Origin of the sequence: Paenibacillus hebaui, assembly GCF_051934385.1 — a bacterium.
Taxonomy (GTDB): Bacteria; Bacillota; Bacilli; order Paenibacillales; family Paenibacillaceae; genus Paenibacillus.
On record NZ_CP196836.1, the window covers coordinates 3982093 to 4008915 of the forward strand.

The following is a 26823-nucleotide window of genomic DNA, read 5'->3' on the forward strand; positions in this document are numbered from 1 at the left end:
TTATGAGCAAAGCTTGTGTATCTCGTCATATTATACATGATTTAAGAGCAGGTTTTCACCTTTTCGACAAAATTGTAAGCGCATAGCAAAACGTTAGAATGTTTAGTTTTGTGAACGAATCGGATACAGGCGACTCACCTGTTCAAATATTTCTCCCGGCTCAAGGCCGATCAATCCGATTTCTTCCGCTGGTAATCCCTGCACATTCGGAGCATTCACCAGATTCATCTGTGGTTCAGGGCAGAAAAATCCGCCTTCCATATTGTTGTTCCAGATCATCCAGTGCTTGTACGATGTGCCCACATCATAAACCAGCTTTTCTCCTGTAGGGTTATTCGTAAGTTCCATATAGTTACGACCATTCTGTGGTTCCGCAGTATAATGATTGTCCATAGCCGCAAAGAACGGACTTACTCCATCACCCTTCATTTTTTCTTCATCGGGTGTAAGCGGTTGAAATTGTCCCGTAGGCAAAGAACGTTCATTTAATTCACGACGCTGACCAATCGTAATTTTTACAGTGTAATCCGAAACTTGGCTGCCCGGCACAAAAGGAACATTAATTGCCGTATGGAAGGCGAACAGATTCGGCATACGTTCCTTCCCGTTATTTCGAACATTCAATTGCTGCCGAAGTCCTTGACTGCTTAGAGAATAACGTAGCGTGACGGTGAAGGTGAATGGCAAGTATTTGTGGAACACATGACCTTCTTTCACTTCTTGACTTAGCAGTACATAACTCTCCAGCTGGTCAGATCCATACCCTTCTACCTTCCATTTAGCATCATGTAAAAATCCATGCAAATGGTTGCCTGTAGCCGGTTCATTCACAGGCAGTTGGTAGACTTCGCCATTCCAAGGAAAGCGACCATCCTCATAACGGTTAGGTGGTGAAAGAATTGGAACCCCATATACAGCAGGTGCTGCCATAAAATCATCCATTTGATCCGGGTTCGGCTCTCGCAAATAACGGAATCCCTGCTCTGTATCACGGAAAGCAACCAGATTGGCACCCACGCTCGGAATGACGGCCGCTTCGAATTGATTAAAGCGAAGCCAGACGGCGGGTATACCTCCAAATTGTTCTTCGAACGCTGCATTTTGATGAGTCATTGATATATGTACCTCCTGCATACTAAGGTTATATTATACGGCTCGACTATATCATGTCAGGGCACAAAATACCAATCTGTGATAGAGAACAAATTCATCAGGGAATGACAAAAAAGACAGCTACGAAGCTACGCGGCTGTCTCTGAACGGCACTGATGTTATATAGAATCATTCATGATCCCTTGGAACAGCAATCATGTAATCCGCTCCATTAATCCACATATTTCCCATGATCCGGCACAGCTGTCTGCTCAAAATCCAGATCCAGCAGCTCTAGCGAATCCTTCAGCATATCTCCGGTTAAAGCGTGCCCATGCCCCGTAACGGCAATTGCCGGCTCCAAACGTCGAATATCTTGAACCGATCGATGGGCTGCTTGCCAATCTGTCGTGAAATATGACGGTGGTCCATGCAACTGTTTGTCCTGAAGCAGCACACTCCAGAGCGATTCCTGTTTCACAGAGACAATCGCGTCTCCCGCGATCAGGAAGCGATCCTCTTCCCGAAATAGTGACACATGTCCCGGAGTGTGACCAGGAGTGTGCACCCATTTCCAGCCAGTAACTCCGGGAATCGAATGATCATTCGGCAGACTGAAAATCCGATCATCCAGATTAATGGCTTCATTCGGATAAGTGAAGGACAGCCGTGCCATCAAACCGCCACCTACGGTTGGGTCCGCAGGAGGGTAATCCTTCAATCCCGTCAAATAAGGCAGTTCCAGCGGGTGAGCATACACAGGTACACCCCAGAATTGTTCCAGTTCAATGACGGTTCCTACATGATCAAAATGACCATGAGTCAAAATAATTGCAGACGGCGGTCCTGGGAAACGCTCTGCTGCCACATGAACGATATGATCAGTGAACCTCGCCACTCCGGTGTCCACGAGTACCCAGTTCCTGCTTCCCGGCTCACCGATGAACACAACATTAACGAATAGTGTACGCAGACTGAGGATATCGTGCGCGACTTCTTCAAGTCCCGTCATTCCTGCTGTAATCAGATTGTCAGATGCCATTCACGGTTACCTCCCATTCAGGCGGATTGTCTCTCTGGTTTCATTCATCTGTTCTAGACTTCCCTTTTCTGGAACATCTATTCCTTATTTCCAATAAAAAAACAGACGATGTACACCCTGTTTCAGGCATACACCGTCTAGTATAGTCAGCTGTATTACATAATAGAACAATAACCTCGCATTCGTTACGCTGGAAAAGCATCCAGAGCTGCATCAAGCAACTGATTATACATATCGTCATCATTTTCGAGCAGCTCGTCCATACGCATTAATTCCTCTTCATCACCGGATTGTTCGGTGAAATGCAGGCTGTAATCCCAATCCTTGCCGTTCTTGCTCATAAACGTAATCTCATAAACGGATTTTTCGCCTTCAACACGAAATACCGTATTTCCTACAAAACTCTTCTCGCCTTCACGACGCATCTCAGTTCGGATAATCTCAATATTCACAGTCGTTCTCTCCTTTAATCTCTCATCTGTAACGGTTCTCCACAATTTATGGTAAACCTGGTTTGGTAATTATTATTGGTTAATTGTACAATATATATCGTAGCAACGTATACCTTATTCAATGAAGGAACCATTTTGACTCCTTACATACATGTAATGAGGACAATAATAACAAACAGCTACGACATTATACCAAACTGGAGGAAAAAATAGCATGAATAATTTTGAACTTAATTTACAGCAATATGCCGAACTGGCTGTCAAAGTCGGTGTCAATGTTCACCCCGGACAGACTCTCGTTGTTAACGCACCCATCTCAGCTGCACATTTTGTACGTCTGATCGTCAAAGCAGCCTATGGCACAGGTGCCAAACTCGTCAAAGTAAACTGGAGCGATGAAACCGTTACGCGTCTTCACTATGATCTCGCACCAGATGAGGCTTTCTCCATTGAACCGAAATGGTTCGCAGCTGAAATGACTGAACTGGTGGAAGAAGGTGCGGCTATCCTTCATGTTATTGCCGAAAACCCGGATCTGCTCACCGGTGTGCCGCAGGAACGTATCGTGACCAGCCAGAAAGTCCGTGGCAAAGCGATGGAGAAATATCGCTCCTATCAGATGGCTGATAAATTCAGCTGGTCCATTGTGGCCGTACCTTCCCCTGAATGGGCAGCCAAAGTGTTCCCTGATCTCCCTGAAACACAACAAGTTGATCGGTTGTGGGATGTCATCTTCAAAACCGTGCGAATTGGCGAGCAGGATGCGGTTGCCGAATGGAAAACACATTTGCTGAATCTCGACACCCGCGCTGATCTGCTCAACACGAAAAAATACAAGAAGCTTCACTATACTGGCCCTGGGACAGACCTAACCATTGAGCTCCCTGAGGGACATTTGTGGGTATCCGGTGGCAGCGTCAATGAGCAGGGACATGTTTTTGTTGCCAATATGCCTACGGAAGAAGTATTCACCGCTCCACTGAAAACTGGAGTAAATGGTACTGTACGCAGCACCAAGCCACTGAGCTATGGCGGCAACCTGATCGACGGATTCTCCCTTACTTTCGAGAATGGTCGAATCGTGGATTACACTGCTGAACAAGGACTCGATGCACTGAAAAATCTGATTGAGATGGATGAAGGATCACATTATCTGGGTGAAGTGGCCCTCGTTCCACATCAATCACCGATTTCCGATACGAATATTTTGTTCTTCAACACCCTGTTTGATGAAAATGCATCCAACCACCTTGCGATTGGAAATGCTTACGCATTCTGTATTGAAGGCGGCAAAAAGATGTCCAAACAGGAACTGATTGATCATGGTATGAACTCCAGTCTCACGCATGTGGATTTCATGATTGGATCGGCAGAAATGAATATTCACGGTGTCACTTCAGAGGGTAACGAAGAGCCCATCTTCCTGCAAGGCAACTGGGCATATTAATCATAACGGTTAAATGAGAGAGGAGGCCACTCCTCTCTTTTCCTGCGTCAGCAGGCAATTATTTTATGGAGGGTAACCTATGTTAAGTTTTGAACAAAAACTGGATCGCTACGCTGAGCTTGCTGTGAAAGTAGGCGCCAACGTTCAGCCGGGACAAATATTTGTGATCAGCGCCATGATCGATACAGCCGAATTCGTGCGTCTGCTGGTGCGCAAAGGCTACGAAGCTGGAGCCAAGAAAGTTATCGTCAAATACGGAGATGAAACCGTAAACCGCCTGCGGTTTGAAATGGCTCCCGAGGACTCCTTCCAGGAGCCTCCAAAGTGGCATGCCGCCGAACTTGAGGAACTGGCAGCAAACAATGCTGCTTTCCTGACTGTACTGTCATCCAGCCCGGACCTGCTGAAAGGCATTGACTCCGAGCGGATCTCTACCCATCAGCGTACATACGGTCAGGCGATGTCCAAGTACCGTCAGTATCAGCAAGCCGATAAAATGAGCTGGACAGGCGTGGCCTATCCTTCGCCAGATTGGGCAGCCAAAGTATTCCCTGACCTTCCTGCTGCCGAGCAGATGAAACAGCTTTGGGAAGCCATTTTCGCCGCCGTAAGAGCGGATCTGGAAGATCCTATAAAGTCTTGGGAGCAGCATATTGAACGGTTGGAGCATAAGGCCGTCGCGTTGAACAGCAAAAAGTATAAGGCCCTGCACTTTGTCTCCCCAGGCACCGATCTAACGGTTGAGCTCCCTGAAGGTCATATTTGGGCTCAGGCTGGAAGTATTAATGAGCAAGGTACACCGTTTGTCGCCAATATTCCGACAGAGGAAGTATTTACTGCTCCTGCCAAACACGGAGTCAACGGTAAGGTCTCGAGTACCAAACCATTCAGTTATGGTGGAAGTATCATTGATCGTTTTTCACTCACGTTTGAGAACGGACGAATCGTGGACTTCCATGCCGAAGAAGGACAAGATACGCTGGAGAGACTTATTAACATGGATGAAGGATCACATTACCTCGGTGAGGTCGCTTTGGTGCCCTTCCATTCTCCTATCTCGGAGAGCGGCATCCTGTATTACACAACACTGTATGATGAGAATGCTTCGTGCCACCTGGCTATCGGCAGCTCTTATGCTTTTAATATCGAGGGCGGTAAAACGATGTCTTCCGAAGAACTTGCAGCTCGCGACATGAACTCTAGCATCACACACGTGGACTTCATGATGGGTTCCCGGGAAACGAACATTTACGGCATTACGGCCAATGGGGAACGTGAAGAGATCTTCCTAAACGGAGACTGGGCATTCTAAATATAGACGCCTCTTATTTTATTCTCTATATTATCTTTTAATAATTAATAAGCTGTCCTGTAACCATTATCTCATGGTTACAGGACAGCTTATTTGTATGCCAGGTACATGGCTTCATCCTTTACATACTCCTACATCTGATTGTGTTGTCAGACTCCCCCCCCATTGTAAGGCTTCCATATAATGTTGTAAAATGAAATGATAACAATGTTTGTGGATTGTTCACCAGAAAGGAGAACATCATGGCCAACCGGCTCCAATTACTATTAGCCTCAGATTTCCATAATTTGGGCCCTGCACTCCAGGAAGAAGTGTACTATGAATACTATAATATGGTACATGGTCTCATCGTTTACATCATCAAAGAACGTGCTGCTGCAGAAGATATCATCCAGGAAGCTTTTATTAAAATTATCAAAAACAAACCCCTTTTTGAGAATGAAGTCAAGCTAAAAGCATGGCTTAAGGTCGTAACACGCAACACTGCCATTAATTATCTGAGAAAAAATAAAAATAACCGTAACCAACTGGATACGGATAGTGTTTTTATAGATATGGAGACCATGAATCAGACGGCAGCTTCCGTGGAAAGCACGGTGGAGACTCAAATGATGCAGGAATCGATTGAATTCTATCTTGAAAAGCTCAAGCCGGAATATCGGGTGCTCGTAGAGTTACGCTGGAAAGAAGGTCTTTCCTACCGAGAAATGGCTGACCTGCTCGATACATCGGAAGAAATTGTGAAGCAACGTCTGTTTAGAGCCCGTGGCAGTATCAAGAAACAATTACATAAGGAATGGGGTGGGAGCATTGAGCACAGGCAAGTCCGATAAGCACACGTATCAATTGAATGCAGAGCTGGAAGACGACTTTTTCGATGCTGCATTTGATCTGGCATTTGATGGAGCTTTTGATCAGGCCGTCTCTGCCCCCCCTCCTGTGACCAATACAGAAAATATGCGGCAATCCTGGCTCAATGTACAAAAGGAAATCACAAAGCTTGGTGCACGCAAGAAAAGAGTACGAACCTTGCGCTTGTCTATCATCGTAGCGGCTTCCGTAACGATCGGCGCAGTGATCTTCAGTCTGCCAACCGGGACGCAAGCTGTCTCACCCTTTGTACAGTCGATTAAGGATTGGGGCAATGGCGTAAAAACATTTGTGATTCAGGACCGTACAGCCAAACCAATGGGTGCTGATCCATCCACAGCCAAGACGGCTCCCCCGCCTGAAAATGGGATTAGTCAGCCCCCCCTGTTCTTTGATTATGAAACTGCAGATGTTTACCAGCCCCCATTAGAGTCTCACTTGTTGGAGCCTGTAGTGGTAAGTAAAGAAACGGCGCGCTCAGGGTTTATAGGTGACTTTATCCTATCGAAAGCCATACCCGAGCGCTTCACAGACATCACATACGAATTGATGCTGGATGTCAATAATCCGATCAACCCTGATGATTATTATGAATCGCAACGTATGAGGGTTCGCTACCTCAGTTTGCTTAAGGGCAAAGAGAAAGAAATTATTCAGTTCGATTATGCCTATGTATACCCTGGTCAGATACTGGAAGGCTCCTTGCTCCGAGAAACCAGCATCGTCAAGCTGGACGATGGAAGTGATGCCTTCATGTCGGTTGGGCCTCCCTATAACACCTTTCAATGGATGATGGGATCCGTTAATATGAGCCTCTTCGGCACGCTCACCGAAGAAGAAATGATAGCTATCGCCAATGATCTGCTGGAACAGAAATTTCCGGGCAGCACCAAGCGATGAATTAGAATAATATCGTGGTTGACGTATGTGTTGTCGTTTCCTGTTGGGTCCCGTCATTAGCCGTGTGAAGACTTACGACTCGATAATAATACCCCGATATAACCGTCCAACTGGACTGGGCATTGAGGGATTGCGCTTGAGTTTTCTTTTTGGCATTGGATCGATAGAATACCCATTCCGATCCTGTCCAGCGCTCAAGCCGATACTCGACTTGGAGTGATTTCACTTCCGAGAAGGTTGTTGTCATTGTATTTACATTTGCTGTAAGCCCACCTCCAGGTGTGATCGTTCCAACGGCCTGAAAGATATATTTCAAAGTAGCCATCGCGTGAATACTTGGTTCTGATGGCGGTGGTGGTGGAGTAAGGGCACCGGACGTGATGCTTGGACTAGCGATTGCGACCCTGGCGGGTGGTATGGCCAGGATCATTGGTAACGATAATGCAGCAACAAGTGTGACTTTGAGCATACTCGCTATACTCATTTTCCACATATATATTCATCCTCCACATCCATATTTGTTTTTGTGTAAAGTATTAAACGGATGGATTGGGTGACAGGTTTCAAAAAAATTGACGCTCCGACTTTCACGTCGGCAGCGTCTTTCTTTTGGGTACGCCAAAGCAAGCATCCGCCACAGCTCGAATCCCAATGAATTAAACATCGAAGTCTCTGGCTCGTTCAAACGTATTCTTCTGATCCTGATTGGCATGCTTATCGTCGGGACCTTGATATATCTCTTGTCCACAGCCCGGGAAGCACTTCTCTTAAACGTATTCATATCGAGCAGCCCGGTAACAGAGGATCGCTATGCCGATCTCATTATTCACGCGCCTGCGGAATGATCAACAATACAAAGAAGCTGTGCAGTGATCAAAGATCACGACACAGCTCCATACGTTTGTACCTGTTTACCTGTTATGTTGCAAGCACAATATCTGGCCCATATCAGGCACCTTCCTCTTCAACCAACAGTTCCAGCTTAATGACATTCACACGGGAAATCCGCTTATGCTCTGTCTCCTGAATAACGAAAACATAGCCTCCATACTCTACGGATTGACCAACCTCAGGGGGGATGGCATCCACTCTGGAGTACAGCCAGCCACCAATCGTATCATAATCGGCTCGGTCCATCTCCAGTCCAAAGCGCTCACTAACCTCTTCAATCAGCATCAGGCCGTCAATGGAGTATTCCATCTCATCCACTTTCTCAATCACAGGACGCTCGTGATCGAATTCATCCTGAATCTCGCCCACGATCTCTTCCATAATATCCTCAAGCGTGACAAGCCCGGAGGTTCCTCCGTATTCATCAATCAGAATAGCAATCTGTGTCTTGCTACGCTGCATACGCTTGAGCAAATCGCTGATCAGCGTTGTATCTGGCACAGCCAGGATGGGCCGGATTACGGAGATGGTATCCGTAAGTTGGGATCGCATCAGATCCTTAATGTGAATAAAGCCAATAATATGATCCTTGTCACCGTTATATACCGGATAACGGGTTCGCATGCTCTCACTGGCAATTTCCAGATTCTCCAGCATCGACTGATTGGCATTCAGACAGATCATTTCCGTCCGCGGAATCATAATTTCACGGGCGGTTGTATCCGTAAAATCAAATATATTATCAACAAGCGCCAATTCAGTATTGTCAATTAAACCGCTCTTATTGCTTTCTTTCATCAGAATACGTATTTCATCTTCACTATGCGCAGAGTCCATCTCCGAAGCTGGTGCCATTCCAAACAGTCTCAACAAGCCGTTTGCCATTCCATTCAGCGCCCATATAAAGGGATACATTATTTTGTAAAAAAACGTAAGCAGTGCCGCAGACCACAACGTAACTTTCTCTGATTTGCGGATGGCCATCGTCTTGGGAGCAAGTTCCCCGAGTACAATATGCAAAATCGTAATAATTACAAAAGCAATCGCAATGGAGATCCCATGTACGTATACCGGTCCCAGTCCAAATGCGGTAAACATAGGCTCTAAAAGGTGAGCAATCGCTGGTTCTCCCAGCCACCCGAGTCCCAGTGAAGCCAATGTGATGCCCAATTGGCAAGCTGATAAATAAGCATCCAGATTGTTAACAATATTGGATGCATAGATCGCATTTTTGTTGCCCATTTCTACTAACGCTTCAATCCGACTCCCACGAACTTTGACCATCGCGAATTCTGCCGAGACGAAGAAACCATTCATCAGTACGAGCAAAACAATTATAAATAAATTTAAAATACTCGGTAAGGGGTCACTCAAATTTTCATCCTATTCGCCGTCATTCTTCGGCAAATAGGTCCACCTCCTTCGAAAATGTAGGATATTTGCCATTCTGCCGCTCATATGCAGTTTCAATTTCCCAATGCTTCCACCTCCACCTTTGTTCTATCGAATAACAAGGATATGCTTCTTTTATTATATAATTCTACACTACACAGTCAATCCGTGTCCTATGACAACGAAATGGTGCAAACGGGCTTATACTTTAACAAATGTACCGAATACGCTGTTTTTTTACGTTTTACTAACAAATATATGGATCTTCTTCCTGATGGTTTAACCTTTGTCTTACACTTCGATAATCATTCAGCTATATACTTCGAAATAGAACAACAATTTGATTTCGGAGGTAGGTTCATGAAAAGCCAACATGCAATGAAATGGAATGCTCTTCTCTTGAGCGCAGCTGTTGCTATTACAGCTGTACCTTGGCAGGTACATGCGGAACCCGTTTCCACACAGCAACAGACTGCACCCGCTGCATTTACCATTTTGCCTATTGACCGCGCTCAGATTCTCGCAGGCCAAAAGCTGGATTTCAGAGTCGAGCTGAACGGTGCCAAGCTGAAATCTGGAGATATTAAAATTCGGGTCAACGGCTTGTCACCAGACCAATACTTCGGTAAATCCGGAACGTGGACAAGCAGTAGCGATCTGAGCACAGAGTACACTATTCGGGATGTTATCTTCAAAGAGAGCAATTCTATCGTGGTAACTGCCGAAACGACTGCTACTGGCAAGCGTACATATTCGCGGGTCGTATATAACGTATTCGATCCTTCCAAAGATACAGCGACTCTCGCAAACGGTAAACAGGCCAAGAATGTGGTGCTGATGATTGGCGATGGTATGAGTGCAAATATTCGCACTGCCGCTCGTGTAGTTTCCAAGGGTATTAACGAAGGCAAATTCAATGGCTGGCTGGAGATGGAGCAAATGGAAGCCATGGGCATGGTCACCACATCCGGTATGGATTCCATCGTCACCGACTCAGCAAATAGCGCTTCCGCTTATGCAACAGGTCACAAGACTGCCGTTAATGCCGAGGGTGTCTACCCGGATAATACGCCGGACCCTTTTGACGATCCCAAGGTTGAGAATATCGTTGAATTGGTCAAACGGAGCCGTGGCATGGCCACTGGGCTTGTGACTACTGCCGATGTAACCGACGCGACACCTGCGGCGATGGCCGTACACACACGTAAACGGGGCGAGCAAGAGGCGATTGCAGGGATGTATCTGAATGAAGCCAACCGACCGGATGTAATCCTTGGCGGTGGTCTGGAGTGGTTCCTTCCTGCAACTGACGGCGGCAAACGCAAGGATGGGCGCAACATTGTGGAAGAGTTTAAAAAAGAAGGATACACCTACGTTACGGATGCAACAAATCTGGACAAGTCCACCTCTACCAAATCACTGCTTGGATTATTCCGCAAAGGCAATATGAGCGTCTATTACGATAGAGAATATACACAGCCAAATAATGCGGATATCGTTGGCAAGGATACAGATCAGCCTACACTGATGGAAATGACGGATACGGCTCTGCAGGTGCTGGAGCAGAACAAAAGTGGATTTTTCCTGATGGTCGAAGGCGCATCTATTGATAAACAAGCCCACAGCATGGATTTTGAACGTTCCGTATGGGATGCGATTGAATTCGATCAAACGGTTGGACGAGTCAAGGCTTATGCCAAGGAACACCCGGATACCCTCGTCATTGTGACATCCGACCACGGTCATTCCCTGACCCTGAACGGAACCTACAACACCGAAGCTGCTCAAGGAAAATCTGGCGACGAGCTCCGAGAATTAATCGGCACTTATGCTGATTCCAAGTTCCCTACGTACGTGGACGAAGACGGTGACGGTTTCCCGGACAACCCGGATTCCAAATGGAAAATTGCTGTAGGCTGGGGCAATATGCCAGATAACAATGAGGATTACCTCGCTAATCCTGTACCGATCAGCCCTACCATTCAGGACCCAAGCGTGAAGGATAAGACCTGGTATATTGCCAATCCAGACAAAGACCCGCACGGCGTACATTATACCGGTAACCTTCCACATGACGAAGGCCAGGAGGTTCACACCTTTGACGATGTGCCTATCAATGCCTCTGGACCCGGGTCTCACCTGTTCTCAGGTTATCTGGACAATACGGACGTATTCCGCAAGATGGTAACCGCGTTGCAATTGAATGCATCCAAGTAGAATAACGTTGGACAACCAAAGAGTATCCCCGCTCATGCTAGACATGGCGGGAATACTCTTTGGTTTCTTTACTACAACTTCTTTATCCCCTCTGTAATGTCACTACAGTTTCATTAACCGTGTCCCAGCGCCAAGGTAATTCTTCCCCTTTTCCATTCTGAAGCCCGCCAATCCATGGTTCCTCTTTGCTCAACAAGGCCCAATCTGCTTCTCCATTTAACACCTGAGTACCCAGAGCGGTCATAGACAAGATTCCATCACGAAAGTCATCAGGCTGCTGTTGAAAATCAGGAAAGGCTTCTACACCGCTCACTTGAAGCAAAGCATGCGGTCCCTCTGTCATTCTCTTCAGATAAGCCCAGTATTCCAGATCACCCAGTCCCAGGATATGAAGATGCTCTCCTACATGCCTGAATAAGGGATAAGGCTGATCCACGCCCTCTTTTACGGCCTCCAGTGTCGTCTGCTCAATAATTCCCAATCCGTTCGATATGGAAGGCAGACGGGATAGGTGAGCTTTGAATGCAGCATTCGCAAATGGATAAACTGAAGTGTCTTCCAACAAATAATTCTTATGGTTCTGTATATCCGTTGAAGTATAAGCTTTCCAGAACCGACTGCCCGCTCGGATCTCCTCTGATCCCATGACATGCCAGGTCCCAGATAAACGTCCTATTTGCCCCGGTGTAAGCTGTCCAAGTCCCCGAAATTGTTCGATTTCCGGGTAAGTATCTATACATAACAGATTCAGCTTGGTTTCCTTTAGGTCCTGCTCTTTGAAATAGTGCAAAAGGTAAGATAACATCGTCTGATCATAAAGATCATACTCAAACCACAGGACGATTTCTTTGTATTGATGAAAGGCATGTAGCCTTTGCTCAAGCGCTTTGATTTTCAAATATTCAGTCTGGGGAATGCCCAAATGCTGCTCTAAATACTGTGCCCGTGTGTTTCTCTCCCGCTCATTGCCCATATGCCTGAATACCGGCCCAAATGTGTACAGCTCTCGCCAGACCAGAATTTCACCCTGAATCCCACTTTTCCTTAACCGATCAGCCGCATGGTCCCCATTCATAATGTGTAGCATACCTTGTCCTCCTTCATATAGATCACTAAATACAGAGACTACGTCTGCCACAGGCAAAGAACGCTTGAGCTTGGACCGGGCATCGTATAACCGTTTTTTCAGAGCCGGAACATGGACGCCGAGAGATTCCGATATTTCCTTGAGTGAGTATCCCTGAAAATAAAACAAGTCAACAGCAAGCCGCATGGACGTCGGCAATGTCGCAATTGAATCTCGCAGAATGCGATGCACCTCTCCTTTCAAAACCTGTTCTTCCGGATTATGCGCATGATCCTCTTCCTCCATTACATGCTGAATGTCCAGAACCGGAATGGTGGCATGCTGTTTGCGCCTTAACTGACGGTAACACTGCCTCTCCACAATGACTTTGAACCACCCGGGGAAAGCATCCGGCTTCTCCAATTTGGACAGATTTGCAAAGGCCTCTGTAAACGCTTCTTGTACCACATCTTCGGCCAGGAACATGTCCTCTAACTTTTGGTAGGCGACAGCCAATGCCATCCCTCGAAACTGCAGTACCAGCTGTTCATAAGCCTCCGCTTCTCCTCTAATTGCGCCCTCAACCCAAAACTTCAATATCGCTAACTCCTCCCTATGTGCATGATGCTCTTGCTGTATTTATCTTTAAGTGCCCTGATTTCATGAAAAGGTTACTTCTATTTTATAATAAATAGGAAAAGCCGTCCCGTTTGCGGAATAAATTCCACATTCGAGACAGCCTGTGTAGGACCAAGTTATATTATGTTCTGTTTTCCACTACGGATTAACGTCTGCTCGGTGCTTGCGGATAGTTTCCGATGACACCTGGATATTGATACAGCAATGGCTCATCGAATGTAGCGTAGTCGAAATTCACCATCAGCATCATGATCCGTTTGCCGGTATTCGGGTCACTGATTATGATATGGTCGCGCCCTGCTGCTTCCAATATGCCTTGGAAAATACGAGCATTCCACTCTTTGTTGCCTTCATAAGTCATATAGAATGTTCCATATTTCCCCAGGTTAAGACGCAAAATGTTTTCGATGTAGGACTGTTCAAACTGCGGTGCAGTTGTTGTTACAACACCACCTGCTGGCGTCATGGGACTACCGCTGGATACCAGTGGAGGTACGCTTGTAGAGCTAGGTGAAACCATGCCTGGCGTTGGCGACATCATAGGCATGCCGTTTCCAACTTTGTAAGAAGTCCCTTGTACTTGCGAGTTAGCCTGCATACCCATGGATTGCGTTGTTGGTTGATACGGTTGATTAATCATTATGATTCCTCCCAAAATTTAATATACACTCGGACAGTCATCGCCTGTCGGACTGAAGAAGCAATGAGCCTTGAAACGGCCTGTATTTTGCTGGTCATACCACGTTGCTGGACAGTCACCCACAGGACGGAAGAACCAAAGAGAATTGCTGGCTGGCCATATACGCTCACCATTCACCACACGCTGTGCCAGACGAATCTCGGATTGTCTCGCCCGTTGATAAAAGTAACCTTTCTGTGTAGCCTCGAAGCCGCCTGGATTCTGAAAAACCATTCGATTAATGTCCCGAATATCACGGAAGTCCAAACAATCCACCAGTACGCGGTTCACACCTACATTGCCAACAAGCAACATGCCCTGTTCGCCGTCACCTTCAGCCTCCGCCCTCATCAGCCTAGCCAGCAGCTTGACGTCTTCCGAGTTGGCTTTAATAACAGCCATAGTCTGTTTCCTCCCTTGTTGAACCTCTTCATCACCGTATATCCTATTGTGCAGGAGCCTATTCGGTGACACGATTCCATCTTTTTTCCACAAAAAAAGCCCAGAACCTCACCACAAGTGAAGTCCCGAGACATAACATTTCCTATAAAACCCGCCTATTCAGGGCTTGGCTTCTATCCAGTAATCATAAGAGTGAACAATGTTCCCTTTGTAGGCTTTATAGTCCCTCAAGAGATCTGGAAGCAAGGCAAGCTGACGCTCCATTTCCGTGGTTCCCTTACCGTGAAATGAAATATGATTGCCTTCAAAGTTTTCTTTCATCTCCACCGAAATTAACAAGGATTTACCCAGACGATCGGCAATTTCCATCTCCTGACTGACCACGTTAGCAATACCATTGGAGCCCTCGGCAATGTTACGGAATGCCATCAATGATACGTGATCCAGTGTGGTAATCATGTATTCACTGACAGACATGTCTTTTCCCGGTAATGCAAAGGTATCGAGCCAAACAGCCAGATCTGCACTCGTTTCAAGGGTGCTGTCCTTCTTCGTTTCTTCCTGGAAATATGCTATATTCGCAGCCCATTCGGTCAACAGCGTATCGCGATTATTTTCCCAATCAGGCAATGTGTAGGGTTCGATATCCAGATGAATTCCCTGAAACTGTTCATCCGGCTCGGATTCGGCATTATAGTTTTTCACATAATCAATCAATCGCTGAATACGTGGCCGATTCTCTTTTTTTCCCCAGATCGGATGGCCTCCCATGGCATGAACTTCAATACCTTGAGCCTGTGCACGTTTCACAAAGCTGCGATAGCTGGAGTGCGGTTGATCCAGATCAAGTCGGACATATAACCAGTTAAGTTTACGCTCTTTGGCAAACGCCAGAATGTGATCTCCCCCGTCATCCGTAACCTGAGAGGCCTGCCAGATATACGTTCCCCGGGTGTCCGGTTGATTGGATGGGTTCTCCGGCATAGGTTGTTCCTCGGGCTCCAGCTGACCCCAATATACGATGTCGTGTACAGCGGAACCCGCATAGGAAGAATGGTCACTGAATGCAGATGCGACCTCTCCTAAGACACTTTCCAGTTGGGTTGCACCTTTGCCTGCAAAAGAGGTGAATTCTTCTCCAGGCATAGGTTTGGTGTTTACCCCAATGGTCACAGATCCATTTCTTGCATCAGCCCATGTCATTTCCTGTTCGATCAAACGTATAATCCCATTATTCCCTTGTGCGTTATCACGATAAGCCAATAAAGTGATGTGATCAAATTGGTCTATAAACCAGCGTGACAACGATTCGTTATCTGCATCTTCAGCCATTCTGTTGCCTGCTACGGTGTAAGAATCCAGCCAAAATGGCAAGTCGACATTGACCTCGACCGCTCCAGTCTGTTCCATCTGTGCAAGCAACAGCTTCATATTGGCAACCCAGGATTGGACCAGCGGCTTTGCATCCTCTTTCCACTGTGGCAGCACATAGGGTTTGATATCCAGATGAAGAGCGTCGAATTGCTCCTCTGGCGCAGCAGCACCATTATAATTGCTTACCCATGAGGCAAGCCTAAGCATTGGACCTTCACGACCGGTCACCGCCCAAGACGGATCTCCTCCGAGAGCTTCAACCGCAATTCCGGCCTTGCTGGCTTTGGCTATAAACGCATGATAGACTTCATCGGATAGATTCATATCTACATTCACATACAAGCGATTAATCTTATGTTTAGCTGCATTGGCCAGCAGCTCATCCCCTCCGTCACTAACAGACTTGGCCTGCCATACCCAGGCTGCACGTATATCTGCGCTAGCTTCAGCAGGTGACTCAAAACCTGTCATTATCATCCCTCCAATCAGCAGTAGTAGCCAAAACACTTTCCGGGTTGGTTTCCCGAACATATTCTCCCTCCATTCCTGTACTGTGGTAAAATCACATTTATTATAGCAACCGAGTTATCAAAAACAAATAAGCCCAAGTGCTTAACTTGGGCTTATTTGTACTACTTTTACATAAATTTACAAAAACCAGATAAATCCCGGTTCTAGTCCTCATATATCATTTTTCGGGTCATGCCTCCGTCAATAATCAGGTTGGTCCCTGTGACAAAGGTATTGCTTGGATCGGACAAATACAAACAAGCGCGGGAGATATCCGAAGGAATGCCCACACGTCCTGCAGGGTGCTGTTCATGGTCCTTTGGCTTCAATTCCTCGACATTACCGTTCTCAATCCATCCCGGACTGATACAATTGACCCGAATCTGATCCTTGCCCAGGGAGACCGCCATGGCATGTGTCAGTGCGACGATCGCACCCTTGGAGGCTGCATAGGCCTCTGTCTCAGGTTCAGACATAAACGCCCGTGTAGAGGCCATATTCACGATCGCACCGCCATGTTCATTGTGCTTCATATGTTTGGCGGCTTCTCGACTTGCAAGAAAGCAACTCCGCACATTCGTATTGAGCACATCGTCCCACTCTTCCAGTGTTAGCTCATAGGGAGACTTCCAACGGGCAACCCCCGCATTGTTGACCAATACATCAATCTGTTTGAATTCCTCGATGGCCGTTTGGATGAGATTCGTAATATCCTTTTCCTTCCGAACGTCACACTGGACAAAGATGGCTTCCCCACCTTCATTCCGAATCGAAGCTGCTGCTGCCGCTCCCTCGGCCTCCTGATAGTCGGCAAGTACGACTTTAGCCCCTGCAACCGCATAGGCCTCAGCGACACTTTTCCCAATCCCTTGGGCTGCTCCCGTCACAACCACGACTTGATCTGTATATGACATGTTCAGTTCCTCCTCTATTGAGATGATTCTGGGATCGCAAGACGGATAAAGCGATCCCAGTAACCATAATTTGAAATCCCTCTCTTCTATATATAGAAACACGATTGGCTTATTACGAAACCCTTGTCCCCGAAAAGAATATAAAAAAAAGCTTACGCCACTATGGCGCAAGCCAGTCGGTTTATCCGCGTACACGCTCCGAATACAAACGATTATAGCGTTCGAAGCCTACATAACGCGTTCCCTTGAAAGAGAGTCGACCTTCATCTCCCTCGGCGCACAAGCCGTACTCATCCCCATTCACCTTGAATTCGAGCCGATCCCCGCTCTCCACTTCAAATGTGATGTAATACAGCGTACAGGCTGCACTCCCTGGTTCAGATTGCGACTGACTCACCTTCATTCTCCTGCTGGTAATACGTGAAGGGACAGTAAGCAGAGGTTCTGAATTATTACGTCCCCATCTCCATACTTCTTTTCCGACCGACAAGAGAACAATACCTATAATCAGGACAAATACTACCGGAAAGACGGTTCCAAAAAAATCAAACATCCAGGATGATTCAATGCCCATGTCTCTCCCCTCCGTTCATCAAACCTAGGACAGCCGGAGTCTTGACCCGTCTCCAGTAATGTATATGCACATGGGCGCGGAACTTGTTATCCGGATTGAAATTGACAGGGGTTCTGATTGTTAACCCCAAAACATTCCGTTATGTCCTTCGTCCACAATCTTTAATTGTGTCTCAAAATCTTCATTTGGTTCTATATCATCTATGAAATGCCATTTTTCTTTACTGTCTTGCCAATAGATGTTCCATTCGTTCTTTTCATCTAACCTGAACTGTGCTACAGGCATCTGCACCCATTGATCACTCCTAAATCCTTGTCTTTCTTCCAGCAATGTCACATGATTTCCTCTGATTTTGTAATCGATTCGAATCTGACTCTTCGCATGTTCGGGTACTGCATTTTTAGTGTACTTGTCCATAATCTTCGTAATCCGCTTCTTCGTAAAGTCATCCATATGCAATGTGTCTCCTGTTCTCATCCGTTTTACTTTGATTATATCACGATGATGACTCATAATGCCCCGTATTCATGGCGCCTGGCGTAGTCGGATATGTCTACTCTAGCCTCTTATCCAGTACCATTTCTTCTTCTTGGATATACCCTGCTTTTTCGTATGTCTTTATTGCTTTTGTATTCTTTAATCCGGTTAAAATTTTCACACTCTTTACTCCAGCATTCTTAAATATTTCTTCCAGTAGCTCGATCATCCTTACAGCTAGGCCGTTTCTTCGCGCAGATTCCTGAATGTACATCTCTGTTATTTCAGCCTGATATTCCGCGTAACAAAACGACTTATACATTTGCCCGCATGCAAATCCGACGACTTGTTCTTCCATTACAGCTACTACAATCGTTTCTCTTGTATTTAACAGATCTCGCTCTACCTCTTCTATATTTCGTCGAACTCCATTGAATAGGTAATTCAACTCTACCAAAAACGGTATATCCTTTTGAACGACTTCACGAACGAGTAATTTAGACGCTGACAAAGAAGTGCCTCCTTAGTATGTTTTGAATATTATTGTTCACAAGATATCTTCAATGATCGGTACTCCTCGTTCCAGTCTTTCTTGGCTCTCTTTCATGTATGTACTCGTCCAGTCGTTCAAATTAGAAAGATCAAAACTCCTGTACATCCCGATGTAAACGATAAGCTCCCTTAGTCTAAGAAATAAACTCAAGTTATTTAGTGACTCATTATCCATTGCTGTGTATCGTTCATACCCTCTAAGAAAACACTTCAAAAATCTTCTAGCCTGTTTATGTCTCTCCAACATCGAATCATTAAGCACCACATAAACCATGTAAAAAATTTGAATGGCGATATCCTCTTCATACCAGCTATATTGACATTCATCAAAATCAAAAAGCGTCATTTTATGGTGCTCGATAAAGAAGTTCCCCACATTAATATCGCCATGAATAAGCCCATATTTATTTTCTTTTTTCAAATTACTGATCTGAGCAGTGAGTTGCTCAAAATTCTCATACACACGATTCTGGTTTAAAGGAATGAACTTCTTCATATCCTTCAAATAAGAGTTCTCAGTCCAATCATGACGGACGAACTCCTTTCTACTTGGTACATACCTTCTTGATAATTCGTGAATTTGTCCTGTTATTTCTCCACACATCTCAGAGAGTGAATCATTATTCATACACTCCGGGTAGAAGATCTTCTTTCCTAATGCCTTCTCAAATGAAGTAACAATAAAATAAGAGTTTTCAAGTTCTATCCTCTCAACAAGTCTGTCCTTTTCGGATGCTATTGGTTTACTGACAGACACTCCATTGTTATAAAGATAATCGACCCACTCAAGTTCCCCACTTACACCATTTGAACATCTGTGCGAGCTATGAGTGATTCTTAGAATATAGGCCTTGCCATTCTTAACATACTCATAAACAAAGTTTTGAAAACCACCGATATACTTCAAATCTGACAATCCCATTCCGAAAGATTTCGCAGCATTTGCAAGTATTTGCTCATTCATAAGCTCTTTGATTTGTTGCTCCATTGAAGAATTCACCCCTCATTACATGTTAGCGCTTACTTAAATAACCGACATGATTATTTTTCATTAGCTATACGCCAAACTGCTTTAAATGATGGTCCAGATGTTTATATATACCCTTGCCCCATTCTTCAGGAGAGAGCTTGCCAAAAAAAGGATGAGGTTGTGTTGTACATTTCTCGGGTCCATTATTTTGAAACGTCATTATTTTTTGGATCAAGATTTCTTTTCTAACTCAAATTCTCTTTCTTCTACAATCATGATATTTTGAATCGTGGACATATTCTTTGGAAGTGGCTTATCGTTATAAAACATAGGTCTCACGAACTTTCCTATTATTAACCCCAGCCAACTTCTGGAGGATGTAGAGTTCCCCGTCGCTATTTCCTGAAAAGATGAGCAATGGGCTAACATTTGTGCAACCTTCATTTTGCCCCATTGCGGTTGTGAATCAGGACGTAATTGATTGATGCGCACGTTAATCATTGGTTTGAGCTTGTTCAAAAATGGTGTTCATTTGAACGGCTCCTCCTGAAAAAGAGTTTTTTTGCGCTGAAAATCCTATTCCTTTGTACTGAACTGTTGTATATATTTTTTAGAATCTTCTCTATATGTCTCGACTCGATGTAATTATGGTCTGTAAAGTCACGTATTACTTTTCTCCAGAAATGTAACGCGGGATCATTATTTCCCATTTGTGCAACTGCCCAATTTGCATTAAATAACTCAAATACATTCTTCGCTGCACAATACCCTAAACCTTTTCTCCTGTGCTTTTGCAAAATCATAAAATCATATATAACATGTGTGGGATCTGGATCAATATCCATATTTTCAAATAATACAACCACGAATCCTACGATCGTTCCTGACAAATCAATAAAGTAAGGATTCCACCTGTTGTCTCCTTCCCAAAAATAATCGATATTCACTTCATATCGACCGTCCTTATTGATCTCTTGATTGGTAAATGGACTAAAATCATATTCATAAAATTGATATAAATTCGATAATGTATTTTTCTCTTCAAATACGTCAATCGAGAACTGGAACATTTTTGAATAATGATGCGATAATCATTTCTGCACATTCTTCTGGCGTAATCAAACTCGTATCGACTGAGTATCTATAGCGAATGTTTTGTGACATTATTTCATTTTGCTCATCGGATTGGTCTTCTCTTCTGTCACCACGTTCTACATTTCGCTTACGACAAAGATCTAAAGGACAATACACCTCAACGATATCCAAAGGATAACCATCAAATATATCTTGGACTTTATCATAATGCGGCTTTAACTCCGGTCTTTCAACAAGTACCCCATCGATTAAAACATTCTTTCCATGATCGGAAAATAATTTTGCTGTATGATACATCATAACTACTACTTCACTTAAATACTTCCAATAGTCTGTTTGCAAATGTTTATCACCAATCGTATTTTCAAAAAGATCATTGGTCACAACATAAAAAAAGGGTTCAGAGTAATTTTGCATCGCTTCAAAGATTGAAGTTTTACCTGAACTGGTTACGCCATTCAAAAATAAATTCTTCCTTTATCCATATTTCTCATCTTCCTTTGTATGGGTATGTTTAATTGCATTTCTCATTCGGATCATAGAAAAGTTGACTGTAGAGTTAAGAATCCGCTCTTTTAAAAGCGTTAAGGATGGGGTTATCCGAAGTTCTATTTCCTCATTTAATATCACTTCAATCAAATGATTAACTCTTTCAATACCAACTGGTTTAACTGTTCTTCTCGACACATAGTAGCCTGCATTGGCATCCTCTAACTCGAATTCATCAGAATTAAAAATATATCGATATATACAGCCATTCTTCACTCGCTCGTACCAACTATTCTCAATCGCAATCATCCGACTAGCTGCCGACATTCCAAAAAAACGCGCAAAATCCAGTTCATTGGTATCTTCTTTGGGCCAAACGCAAACTCTTGGACATTCCCTTGGGAAATAGTAATGTGGCGCATGATACTCATCAATGGTCCAGACCTTCGCATCTAGTTGGTTATAAATGGTACGAGGTTCAAAGATTCTGATATCTGGTTCTTCACTGAAATGAAATAGCTTCATGGTTTGCCTCGCCTTCTTCAAGAGTTTCGTATAACATGGTAGAAGATGATTGCGTTTTCATTCAGTGAATTACAAAACACTCACCCGTCAATCTTTAATATAGGTATAAAGATCGTCCCCACTTAGCTTTCTTTGGGTACATACTCAATTAAATCTGATAATTTGCAATTAAATGTATCGCATAGCTTGAATAAGGTTTCCAGCTTTGTTGTTTCTATATTCGGTTCCCTATATAGCTTATTAATTGAATTCCGACTCAATCCCGATTTCGCCATCAATTCTGTTATATCATCTATTCGATGTTCTGCCATGAGTTCTCTTATATTGCACTTGATTACGGTCATCTTTTCCCCTCCATAATTCTATCTTATCTCCCATATCAGTAACCATTAATGCATTAGAATCTTTGGCAGAGCCACCTGTAAGAATACGTTTAGAATTACTCATTGCTGAGCTTTTGGAGTACCATACGGAGTACACTCAGCTTTCTTCGGAGACAGATCAATATTTCAAAACGCTTCGTGGTGCTTTGCCAGATCAACTTCAACATACGGTTTTTCTTTACGAAGACGCCCAAAATTCTCTCCAATCCATCCTAGAAAGAAGTATCTACATACAAGGTTTCAAAGATGCTCTACAACTATTTAGTGAATTGCGAAATTCTAGTATTTAAAGGGCCATCTGACCCTCTTTTTCTATTGTTTTTGATTCTGTCGTATAACGCTCCTATACTCACAACCCAGCACATGCTGGGTGTCCGGCGACTGCCGAGCCGAGGACGAATGTCCGATGCTGAATATATTGTTATCTGATAGATACGATTTCTATGAAACACTAATCTCTCTTTTACTTAATTTCTTAGATGCCGAGTAATCCTGATCGGACTTAATAAAAATTAATCTCTTTTCGGCACATTCTATTGGATTCAACTCTTCAGTATTTACTTCAAGGTCATATCATTCTGCATATGTCTCCTGAAGTCCTTCTATACCGGATCAAAGGCGAATACCCGATGCGTAAATACTGTGGTCAGTGCCTCTTATGTTTCCACTCACATATCATTAAAAATCTCATCTAAATTAGACCAGTTTTCACTTACCCAAATTAATTCTTCAACAAACCTTCTTAAAGTTCTATATTCTTCAGATTTAACCTTAATCCAAGAGGCTTCTTTCCACCACGTTAATTTAATTGATCTCACAATCTTGGATACCGATAAAGGAATACTCTCGCGATACCCCTTAATAAATGCTCTAGTGGATTCAATATTGATGTTATTGTTCAATATACATCCTGACAAAATGGCTCTTGAGATATCAAATTCAGGGTAAATATAATGCATTCTATCGAAGTCTAAAATTCCCGAAACTTGATTAGGATAAAACAATATGTTGTCTACAAATAAATCCCAATGAACCCAACCTTCTTCGCATAATTCAAATTGTGCTAAATCTATTTCTTCAATGATCTTCTTCTGAAGTTCCAGTGCAGATATGTACTTACTTGACTCACCTCTTTGCGCTTCATCCCAATTTTGTTTCCATCGAGATATCATCAATTCCTTTGAAATTGGTGCCCAGTGTAAAGGTACTGATTTAGGCGCATTGTAATTTAACCATTTATGCAGCTTACCGGTTACATAACCCAAATGATACATCTGGTTTGTATTAACTTCTCCTGGATTAACCATGGTACCTTTACAAAAGCTTGATATCATATACCGTTCACCAGAGGGTGTTCTTTGAATATACCTTCTCCCATGAGGCAGAACTTTAGGACAAGGAATGCCTGCCTTCTGTAAACGATCTTGAAAACCTAATGCCCTTTCAACCGAAACTAGTAGGTTATCTGAATATCTTGAAGCATTATATTGCTTAACAAAGTAGGTTCCGGAATTCGTATTAAGCTTCCATTTCAGATTAGCAAATCCAAAATGGTTTTGTTCTGCATTATCTGTAATAAGTCCCAGATTCCCTTTGATATCTGCAATTATTTCACTTAGAATTCTCTCATGTGGACTGACTAACACACTATAGTCCTCCTTTATTATTTATTGTTTGAATCTCTTGGGCAGATCAAGTGCTATATAACCGACAGCGGGTGTTATGTTGGCTGATGTCATTACTTTTCTCTAATCCACTTACAGATTGCTAGCTTCTTATATGCTTTATTTTTATGATTAATCGATCCATTTTCTTCTTTAATAACCCTCTATGATCAGGTTGAAGTTGAATACTTGCTTTTATTGCTATTTGATCAAGTATCTCTTCAGGAGTTAGATGATCTGTGTCAATATGATTTCTAAACATGTTTTGAGACAAGCTTGTTATACACTGATCTATCTGTTTTGCTGGCCAGGAATTACTATAGTCTCCACGGCTTTTTAATCTCTTTAATAATGTTTCTCGAGCGGCCAGTAATGTAAAATGATTCAATTCTACTCCATCCGCCCTTAACTTATTAACGATCTCATCAAAATATTGAGGGTTCACAATAGTCATGGGCACAATAATTGTTCCCGAAAATTCTCTGTATATCATTTGAAGCATTGAGAAATTAAACTCTCTCCAAATACGATGATCTTGAAAATCATCTTTCAGAATTTGTTTAGGGGAATTTTTTCTTATAAAGTATCCAATATTCTCGGGATCATAAATAAACGAATTAGGAATTCTCCTATTTAATTCATATGCAATTGTTGTTTTTCCAGATCCGAAAGCCCCATTAATCCATAGTATCAATTCATTCACCTCTTTAATTGCCTGCTTTGATTATGCGATGATTTCAGTTAACATTTCTGTATTCATGCCCCAGCAAATGCCGAGGTGACCGGGCTTCCGCCGGACCATTTTCTCTCCAGAGCTAGATGCTGAAGTACCTAAACTTCGAGTCCGTCCCGGATAATGGGTTCTCCATGAGGCCATTGTTCAAAAGGAAGGACGACAGGTAGGATCATTGCAGGTCCAGTATATAGCTCAGGTAGATAATGATTGTCGATCATTCTGACCTTCGAATCAAGTAGTCGCAACCAGCCACCACTTTCATAAAAAGGAACGACTGCTTCACGACACGTCAAAAAGGCATAAGGTAGGTTTAAACTTCTGAAGACAATCGCAACCTGTTGCAATAACTCTCGACCGACTCCCTTTCCCTGTAACTCGGGTCTAATTCCGACCAGCCCAACGTCAGCTGTAAGTATACCGATTTCATTGGAATCGGTTCGTAAAGTCCGTCGCACAAAGCCTAAATGCGCAACTGCATTCTCCCCTTGATACCCAACAATACGTCCTTCCGGCTGTGCGCCTGACCAAGAACAGGCCTCTTTAAAACGGGCAGTATAAGCAGGATAAATATCGGCAAGCAGCCGAGTTAGTCGTCGATGATCATTCTCAAACAAGTCAGACTCCCAGTGAAGAACCCATCGCAGTTCATATGTATCGACGCCTATAATAGGCAAGTCTGATCCGTAAAAACTAGTCATTACGCAATCCTCCTTTTTATAAATATAAGGTTCTTATTACAACAGACTCTCTCTCTAACACCTTCACCATTTATTCTTACTCTCGACTTCTTGATCAATTTCAGAAATGCTTTTCGAAGATTTCACTTAACGTTCAGGTATTCGCGACGTCCATTCCCCTTAGATAGCTCATGTCTTAGGGGAATGGATGTGTCTGCCTGAATCTTCTACATTGAAAATACTTCTGGCAGATCAAAGGCCGCATGGCCCGCAACGCGAATATAGTGTTAAACAAAGTTTCTGACCTCATCGAGATACATAAATAAATTTAAATTCGCTATGAAAATAATCCAATCTTTACACCAATAGACTTTCTAAAATTCTTATTTATATAACAACTCGCTGCATATAAAAAAGATATATTCTGAAACATATCTATTATTTGCGAATCAGTAACAGCCTCATCCCAAGTATTAAATCTTGAAGCTACTAAATCAAAAACATCCTTTGCTTTTAATCTCCAGAATTCTGTCCCGATTGATTCAGTTTCATGTCCTATTGATTGTCTACATTTCGCATGATCATCTGAGAATAGGCCCAAATAGTAAGAAGAAAGTTCTCCAATTTGTGGTTTCTTGTGTTTTCTAATAAGGTATTGAATGTAATCTGTGTAAAGATGCTCACCTAATTGTGACTTGATTGTATTTACATCCATGTTGATAAGTTCTTCTTTTGAAAAATTCTTAGACAAATCAAGCCCTCCCAATTAATTTGAATTTAGGTCTTGTAAATAATGTATTACAGAACTTTCGTCTAACGTTCCTGTATTCATGCACCCCGAAGGGGTTGTCCGCTGAAATACCTCTTCGAAATCCACCCCGCAGACTAAGGTTCCAACGGAGCCGCTGCTTGAATATTTTGTTATGTGAAGTTCCCTCTTCTCGAAAAGCTATCACTTTCTTTACAATCGATTTTCTAAGTCATTTATTGTATTTAACCAGATCGGATATTCTTCTGATTCTTCCCATAGCTCTTTTAGTTCTGAATCTTTCTTAATTTTTTTAACTGCTCGTTTAGCTTTTGAAATGAGTTTTTTTCCTTTACCTTTATGTGTATCGATCCAGTCATATAGATCTTCTGTATTTCTTTGATTATTCAATATCTCTTTCCCAGGACTACCTTGTAATGCTGCAAGGATCTCAATTGCGCCTAGAGCATTTGAAGCTAAATCTGACTCAATATATTCTTCTTCTAATACTTCTTCAATCGTCTCTTCAATTAATTCGATGTCATCAGAATCAAGTAAATCTGCCTTCCAATCTAATACATCATCGTTCTCAAAAATTCCAGTTCCCCATGCTCCCATCAATTAACCTCCAAAAAGTGTTATTTTGTTTTAAAGCTCTTAGGGACATAACGTTGTCGTATTCGCGACGTCCATTCCCCTTAGATAACTCCTATCTTAAGGGAATCGATGTATCT

Annotated in this window: 29 protein-coding genes and 3 pseudogenes; 7 read left to right on the forward strand and 25 right to left on the reverse strand. The window is 43.4% G+C overall.

Translation table 11 applies throughout. The features are described from left to right. Positions 1–102: 102 nt before the first annotated feature. From ACR32F_RS17530 to ACR32F_RS17540, 3 genes are all read right to left on the reverse strand, one after another. Complete coding sequence (locus ACR32F_RS17530) at positions 103–1113, reverse strand: aldose 1-epimerase (RefSeq protein ID WP_440109149.1); 1011 nt, start codon at positions 1111–1113, stop codon at positions 103–105. A 211-nt stretch (positions 1114–1324) separates the two neighbouring features. Continuing rightward, a complete protein-coding gene (locus ACR32F_RS17535) occupies positions 1325–2134 on the reverse strand; it encodes an MBL fold metallo-hydrolase (RefSeq protein WP_440109151.1) in 810 nt (269 codons plus the stop codon). A gap of 185 nt (positions 2135–2319) precedes the next feature. Next, a complete protein-coding gene (locus tag ACR32F_RS17540) occupies positions 2320–2586 on the reverse strand; it encodes a hypothetical protein (RefSeq protein ID WP_440109153.1) in 267 nt (88 codons plus the stop codon). Between the two features lie 214 nt (positions 2587–2800). Here ACR32F_RS17540 and ACR32F_RS17545 point away from each other — a divergent pair, with 214 nt between their 5' ends. The 4 genes from ACR32F_RS17545 to ACR32F_RS17560 all read left to right on the forward strand — a co-directional run bounded on the left by ACR32F_RS17545 (position 2801) and on the right by ACR32F_RS17560 (position 7115). Next, positions 2801–4033 carry an aminopeptidase gene (locus tag ACR32F_RS17545; RefSeq protein WP_440109155.1) on the forward strand — a complete coding sequence of 411 codons (1233 nt, stop codon included), beginning with the start codon at positions 2801–2803 and terminating at the stop codon, positions 4031–4033. A gap of 79 nt (positions 4034–4112) precedes the next feature. Continuing rightward, positions 4113–5345 (forward strand): aminopeptidase, encoded by a 1233-nt coding sequence (locus ACR32F_RS17550; protein ID WP_440109157.1) that lies wholly within the window; start codon positions 4113–4115, stop codon positions 5343–5345. A gap of 242 nt (positions 5346–5587) precedes the next feature. Further along, complete coding sequence (locus ACR32F_RS17555) at positions 5588–6178, forward strand: RNA polymerase sigma factor (RefSeq protein WP_440109159.1); 591 nt, start codon at positions 5588–5590, stop codon at positions 6176–6178. After that, a complete protein-coding gene (locus ACR32F_RS17560) occupies positions 6156–7115 on the forward strand; it encodes a hypothetical protein (RefSeq protein ID WP_440109161.1) in 960 nt (319 codons plus the stop codon). Before ACR32F_RS17555 ends, ACR32F_RS17560 begins: the two co-directional genes overlap by 23 nt. Before the next feature lies 1 nt (position 7116). Here ACR32F_RS17560 and ACR32F_RS17565 read toward each other — a convergent pair whose 3' ends face one another. Further along, positions 7117–7608, reverse strand: coding sequence for a hypothetical protein (locus ACR32F_RS17565; protein WP_440109163.1), 492 nt, complete (start codon positions 7606–7608; stop codon positions 7117–7119). 79 nt (positions 7609–7687) lie between these two features. On the opposite strand from ACR32F_RS17565, the gene ACR32F_RS17570 reads away from it, so the two are divergent. Then, positions 7688–7960, forward strand: coding sequence for a hypothetical protein (locus tag ACR32F_RS17570; RefSeq protein ID WP_440109165.1), 273 nt, complete (start codon positions 7688–7690; stop codon positions 7958–7960). Positions 7961–8063: 103 nt separating this feature from the next. Here ACR32F_RS17570 and ACR32F_RS17575 read toward each other — a convergent pair whose 3' ends face one another. Then, a complete protein-coding gene (locus tag ACR32F_RS17575; RefSeq protein ID WP_440109167.1) occupies positions 8064–9380 on the reverse strand; it encodes a hemolysin family protein in 1317 nt (438 codons plus the stop codon). A gap of 378 nt (positions 9381–9758) precedes the next feature. On the opposite strand from ACR32F_RS17575, the gene ACR32F_RS17580 reads away from it, so the two are divergent. Then, positions 9759–11615, forward strand: a complete 1857-nt coding sequence (locus tag ACR32F_RS17580) for an alkaline phosphatase (RefSeq protein ID WP_440109169.1) — start codon at positions 9759–9761, stop codon at positions 11613–11615. Between the two features lie 82 nt (positions 11616–11697). Here ACR32F_RS17580 and ACR32F_RS17585 read toward each other — a convergent pair whose 3' ends face one another. From ACR32F_RS17585 to ACR32F_RS17650, 14 genes and pseudogenes are all read right to left on the reverse strand, one after another. After that, positions 11698–13278, reverse strand: a complete 1581-nt coding sequence (locus tag ACR32F_RS17585; protein ID WP_440109171.1) for a sigma-70 family RNA polymerase sigma factor — start codon at positions 13276–13278, stop codon at positions 11698–11700. A gap of 187 nt (positions 13279–13465) precedes the next feature. After that, positions 13466–13918 carry a spore coat protein GerQ gene (gerQ, locus tag ACR32F_RS17590; RefSeq protein ID WP_440119928.1) on the reverse strand — a complete coding sequence of 151 codons (453 nt, stop codon included), beginning with the start codon at positions 13916–13918 and terminating at the stop codon, positions 13466–13468. 60 nt (positions 13919–13978) lie between these two features. Next, on the reverse strand, positions 13979–14401 hold the full coding sequence (locus ACR32F_RS17595; RefSeq protein ID WP_440109173.1) for a cell wall hydrolase: 423 nt from the start codon (positions 14399–14401) through the stop codon (positions 13979–13981). A 159-nt stretch (positions 14402–14560) separates the two neighbouring features. Continuing rightward, positions 14561–16246, reverse strand: a complete 1686-nt coding sequence (locus tag ACR32F_RS17600; RefSeq protein ID WP_440109175.1) for a hypothetical protein — start codon at positions 16244–16246, stop codon at positions 14561–14563. A 203-nt stretch (positions 16247–16449) separates the two neighbouring features. Further along, a complete protein-coding gene (locus tag ACR32F_RS17605; RefSeq protein ID WP_440109177.1) occupies positions 16450–17199 on the reverse strand; it encodes an SDR family NAD(P)-dependent oxidoreductase in 750 nt (249 codons plus the stop codon). A gap of 181 nt (positions 17200–17380) precedes the next feature. Further along, entirely contained in the window at positions 17381–17773 is a 393-nt protein-coding gene (locus ACR32F_RS17610; protein WP_440109179.1) for a DUF2500 domain-containing protein, read from the reverse strand. 120 nt (positions 17774–17893) lie between these two features. After that, on the reverse strand, positions 17894–18226 hold the full coding sequence (locus ACR32F_RS17615) for a DUF3024 domain-containing protein (protein WP_440109181.1): 333 nt from the start codon (positions 18224–18226) through the stop codon (positions 17894–17896). Between the two features lie 100 nt (positions 18227–18326). Continuing rightward, complete coding sequence (locus ACR32F_RS17620; RefSeq protein WP_440109183.1) at positions 18327–18761, reverse strand: N-acetyltransferase family protein; 435 nt, start codon at positions 18759–18761, stop codon at positions 18327–18329. Between the two features lie 36 nt (positions 18762–18797). Then, positions 18798–19790: a phosphotransferase enzyme family protein gene (locus ACR32F_RS17625; RefSeq protein WP_440109185.1), complete on the reverse strand. Its 993-nt coding sequence runs from the start codon at positions 19788–19790 to the stop codon at positions 18798–18800. Positions 19791–19857: 67 nt separating this feature from the next. Next, positions 19858–20273: pseudogene (locus ACR32F_RS17630) on the reverse strand (DUF1569 domain-containing protein). A 14-nt stretch (positions 20274–20287) separates the two neighbouring features. Continuing rightward, the gene (locus ACR32F_RS17635) at positions 20288–20719 is read right to left on the reverse strand and encodes a GNAT family N-acetyltransferase (protein ID WP_440109187.1); all 432 of its coding nucleotides are present in this window, start codon (positions 20717–20719) and stop codon (positions 20288–20290) included. A gap of 103 nt (positions 20720–20822) precedes the next feature. Beyond that, positions 20823–21352 (reverse strand): annotated as a pseudogene (locus tag ACR32F_RS17640) (phosphotransferase-like protein). After that, positions 21345–21881, reverse strand: a complete 537-nt coding sequence (locus ACR32F_RS17645; RefSeq protein WP_440109189.1) for a DUF6886 family protein — start codon at positions 21879–21881, stop codon at positions 21345–21347. The pseudogene ACR32F_RS17640 and the gene ACR32F_RS17645 overlap by 8 nt, the downstream one beginning before the upstream one ends. 122 nt (positions 21882–22003) lie before the next feature. Further along, a complete protein-coding gene (locus ACR32F_RS17650) occupies positions 22004–22225 on the reverse strand; it encodes a helix-turn-helix domain-containing protein (protein WP_440109191.1) in 222 nt (73 codons plus the stop codon). A 44-nt stretch (positions 22226–22269) separates the two neighbouring features. Here ACR32F_RS17650 and ACR32F_RS17655 point away from each other — a divergent pair, with 44 nt between their 5' ends. Beyond that, positions 22270–22554 carry a DUF6809 family protein gene (locus tag ACR32F_RS17655; RefSeq protein WP_440119930.1) on the forward strand — a complete coding sequence of 95 codons (285 nt, stop codon included), beginning with the start codon at positions 22270–22272 and terminating at the stop codon, positions 22552–22554. 151 nt (positions 22555–22705) lie between these two features. On the opposite strand, the pseudogene ACR32F_RS17660 reads toward ACR32F_RS17655, so the two are convergent. From ACR32F_RS17660 to ACR32F_RS17685, 6 genes and pseudogenes are all read right to left on the reverse strand, one after another. Then, positions 22706–22837: pseudogene (locus ACR32F_RS17660) on the reverse strand (chloramphenicol phosphotransferase CPT family protein); the annotation flags it as partial. A gap of 95 nt (positions 22838–22932) precedes the next feature. Next, positions 22933–23910, reverse strand: coding sequence for a phosphotransferase (locus ACR32F_RS17665; protein WP_440109193.1), 978 nt, complete (start codon positions 23908–23910; stop codon positions 22933–22935). Positions 23911–24031: 121 nt separating this feature from the next. Then, positions 24032–24622, reverse strand: coding sequence for an AAA family ATPase (locus tag ACR32F_RS17670; RefSeq protein ID WP_440109195.1), 591 nt, complete (start codon positions 24620–24622; stop codon positions 24032–24034). A gap of 137 nt (positions 24623–24759) precedes the next feature. Beyond that, on the reverse strand, positions 24760–25362 hold the full coding sequence (locus ACR32F_RS17675; protein ID WP_440109197.1) for a GNAT family N-acetyltransferase: 603 nt from the start codon (positions 25360–25362) through the stop codon (positions 24760–24762). A 316-nt stretch (positions 25363–25678) separates the two neighbouring features. Continuing rightward, positions 25679–26092 carry a hypothetical protein gene (locus tag ACR32F_RS17680; RefSeq protein WP_440109199.1) on the reverse strand — a complete coding sequence of 138 codons (414 nt, stop codon included), beginning with the start codon at positions 26090–26092 and terminating at the stop codon, positions 25679–25681. Between the two features lie 210 nt (positions 26093–26302). Next, positions 26303–26707: a DUF4259 domain-containing protein gene (locus tag ACR32F_RS17685; protein ID WP_440109201.1), complete on the reverse strand. Its 405-nt coding sequence runs from the start codon at positions 26705–26707 to the stop codon at positions 26303–26305. Positions 26708–26823: the final 116 nt, after the last annotated feature.

What these genes read in the sequence shown, in the direction of transcription:
- ACR32F_RS17580 (WP_440109169.1), top strand. Translation starts at nt 9,759, where the DNA reads ATGAAAAGCCAACATGCAATGAAATGGAATGCTCTTCTCTTGAGCGCA.
- ACR32F_RS17605 (WP_440109177.1), bottom strand. Translation starts at nt 17,199, where the DNA reads ATGTCATATACAGATCAAGTCGTGGTTGTGACGGGAGCAGCCCAAGGG.
- ACR32F_RS17625 (WP_440109185.1), bottom strand. Translation starts at nt 19,790, where the DNA reads ATGGAGCAACAAATCAAAGAGCTTATGAATGAGCAAATACTTGCAAAT.
- ACR32F_RS17650 (WP_440109191.1), bottom strand. Translation starts at nt 22,225, where the DNA reads ATGACCGTAATCAAGTGCAATATAAGAGAACTCATGGCAGAACATCGA.
- ACR32F_RS17535 (WP_440109151.1), bottom strand. Translation starts at nt 2,134, where the DNA reads ATGGCATCTGACAATCTGATTACAGCAGGAATGACGGGACTTGAAGAA.
- ACR32F_RS17595 (WP_440109173.1), bottom strand. Translation starts at nt 14,401, where the DNA reads ATGGCTGTTATTAAAGCCAACTCGGAAGACGTCAAGCTGCTGGCTAGG.
- ACR32F_RS17550 (WP_440109157.1), top strand. Translation starts at nt 4,113, where the DNA reads ATGTTAAGTTTTGAACAAAAACTGGATCGCTACGCTGAGCTTGCTGTG.
- gerQ (WP_440119928.1), bottom strand. Translation starts at nt 13,918, where the DNA reads ATGCAGGCTAACTCGCAAGTACAAGGGACTTCTTACAAAGTTGGAAAC.
- ACR32F_RS17615 (WP_440109181.1), bottom strand. Translation starts at nt 18,226, where the DNA reads ATGGATGACTTTACGAAGAAGCGGATTACGAAGATTATGGACAAGTAC.
- ACR32F_RS17645 (WP_440109189.1), bottom strand. Translation starts at nt 21,881, where the DNA reads ATGAAGCTATTTCATTTCAGTGAAGAACCAGATATCAGAATCTTTGAA.
- ACR32F_RS17685 (WP_440109201.1), bottom strand. Translation starts at nt 26,707, where the DNA reads ATGGGAGCATGGGGAACTGGAATTTTTGAGAACGATGATGTATTAGAT.
- ACR32F_RS17610 (WP_440109179.1), bottom strand. Translation starts at nt 17,773, where the DNA reads ATGGGCATTGAATCATCCTGGATGTTTGATTTTTTTGGAACCGTCTTT.
- ACR32F_RS17530 (WP_440109149.1), bottom strand. Translation starts at nt 1,113, where the DNA reads ATGACTCATCAAAATGCAGCGTTCGAAGAACAATTTGGAGGTATACCC.
- ACR32F_RS17565 (WP_440109163.1), bottom strand. Translation starts at nt 7,608, where the DNA reads ATGTGGAAAATGAGTATAGCGAGTATGCTCAAAGTCACACTTGTTGCT.
- ACR32F_RS17545 (WP_440109155.1), top strand. Translation starts at nt 2,801, where the DNA reads ATGAATAATTTTGAACTTAATTTACAGCAATATGCCGAACTGGCTGTC.
- ACR32F_RS17555 (WP_440109159.1), top strand. Translation starts at nt 5,588, where the DNA reads ATGGCCAACCGGCTCCAATTACTATTAGCCTCAGATTTCCATAATTTG.
- ACR32F_RS17675 (WP_440109197.1), bottom strand. Translation starts at nt 25,362, where the DNA reads ATGACTAGTTTTTACGGATCAGACTTGCCTATTATAGGCGTCGATACA.
- ACR32F_RS17600 (WP_440109175.1), bottom strand. Translation starts at nt 16,246, where the DNA reads ATGACAGGTTTTGAGTCACCTGCTGAAGCTAGCGCAGATATACGTGCA.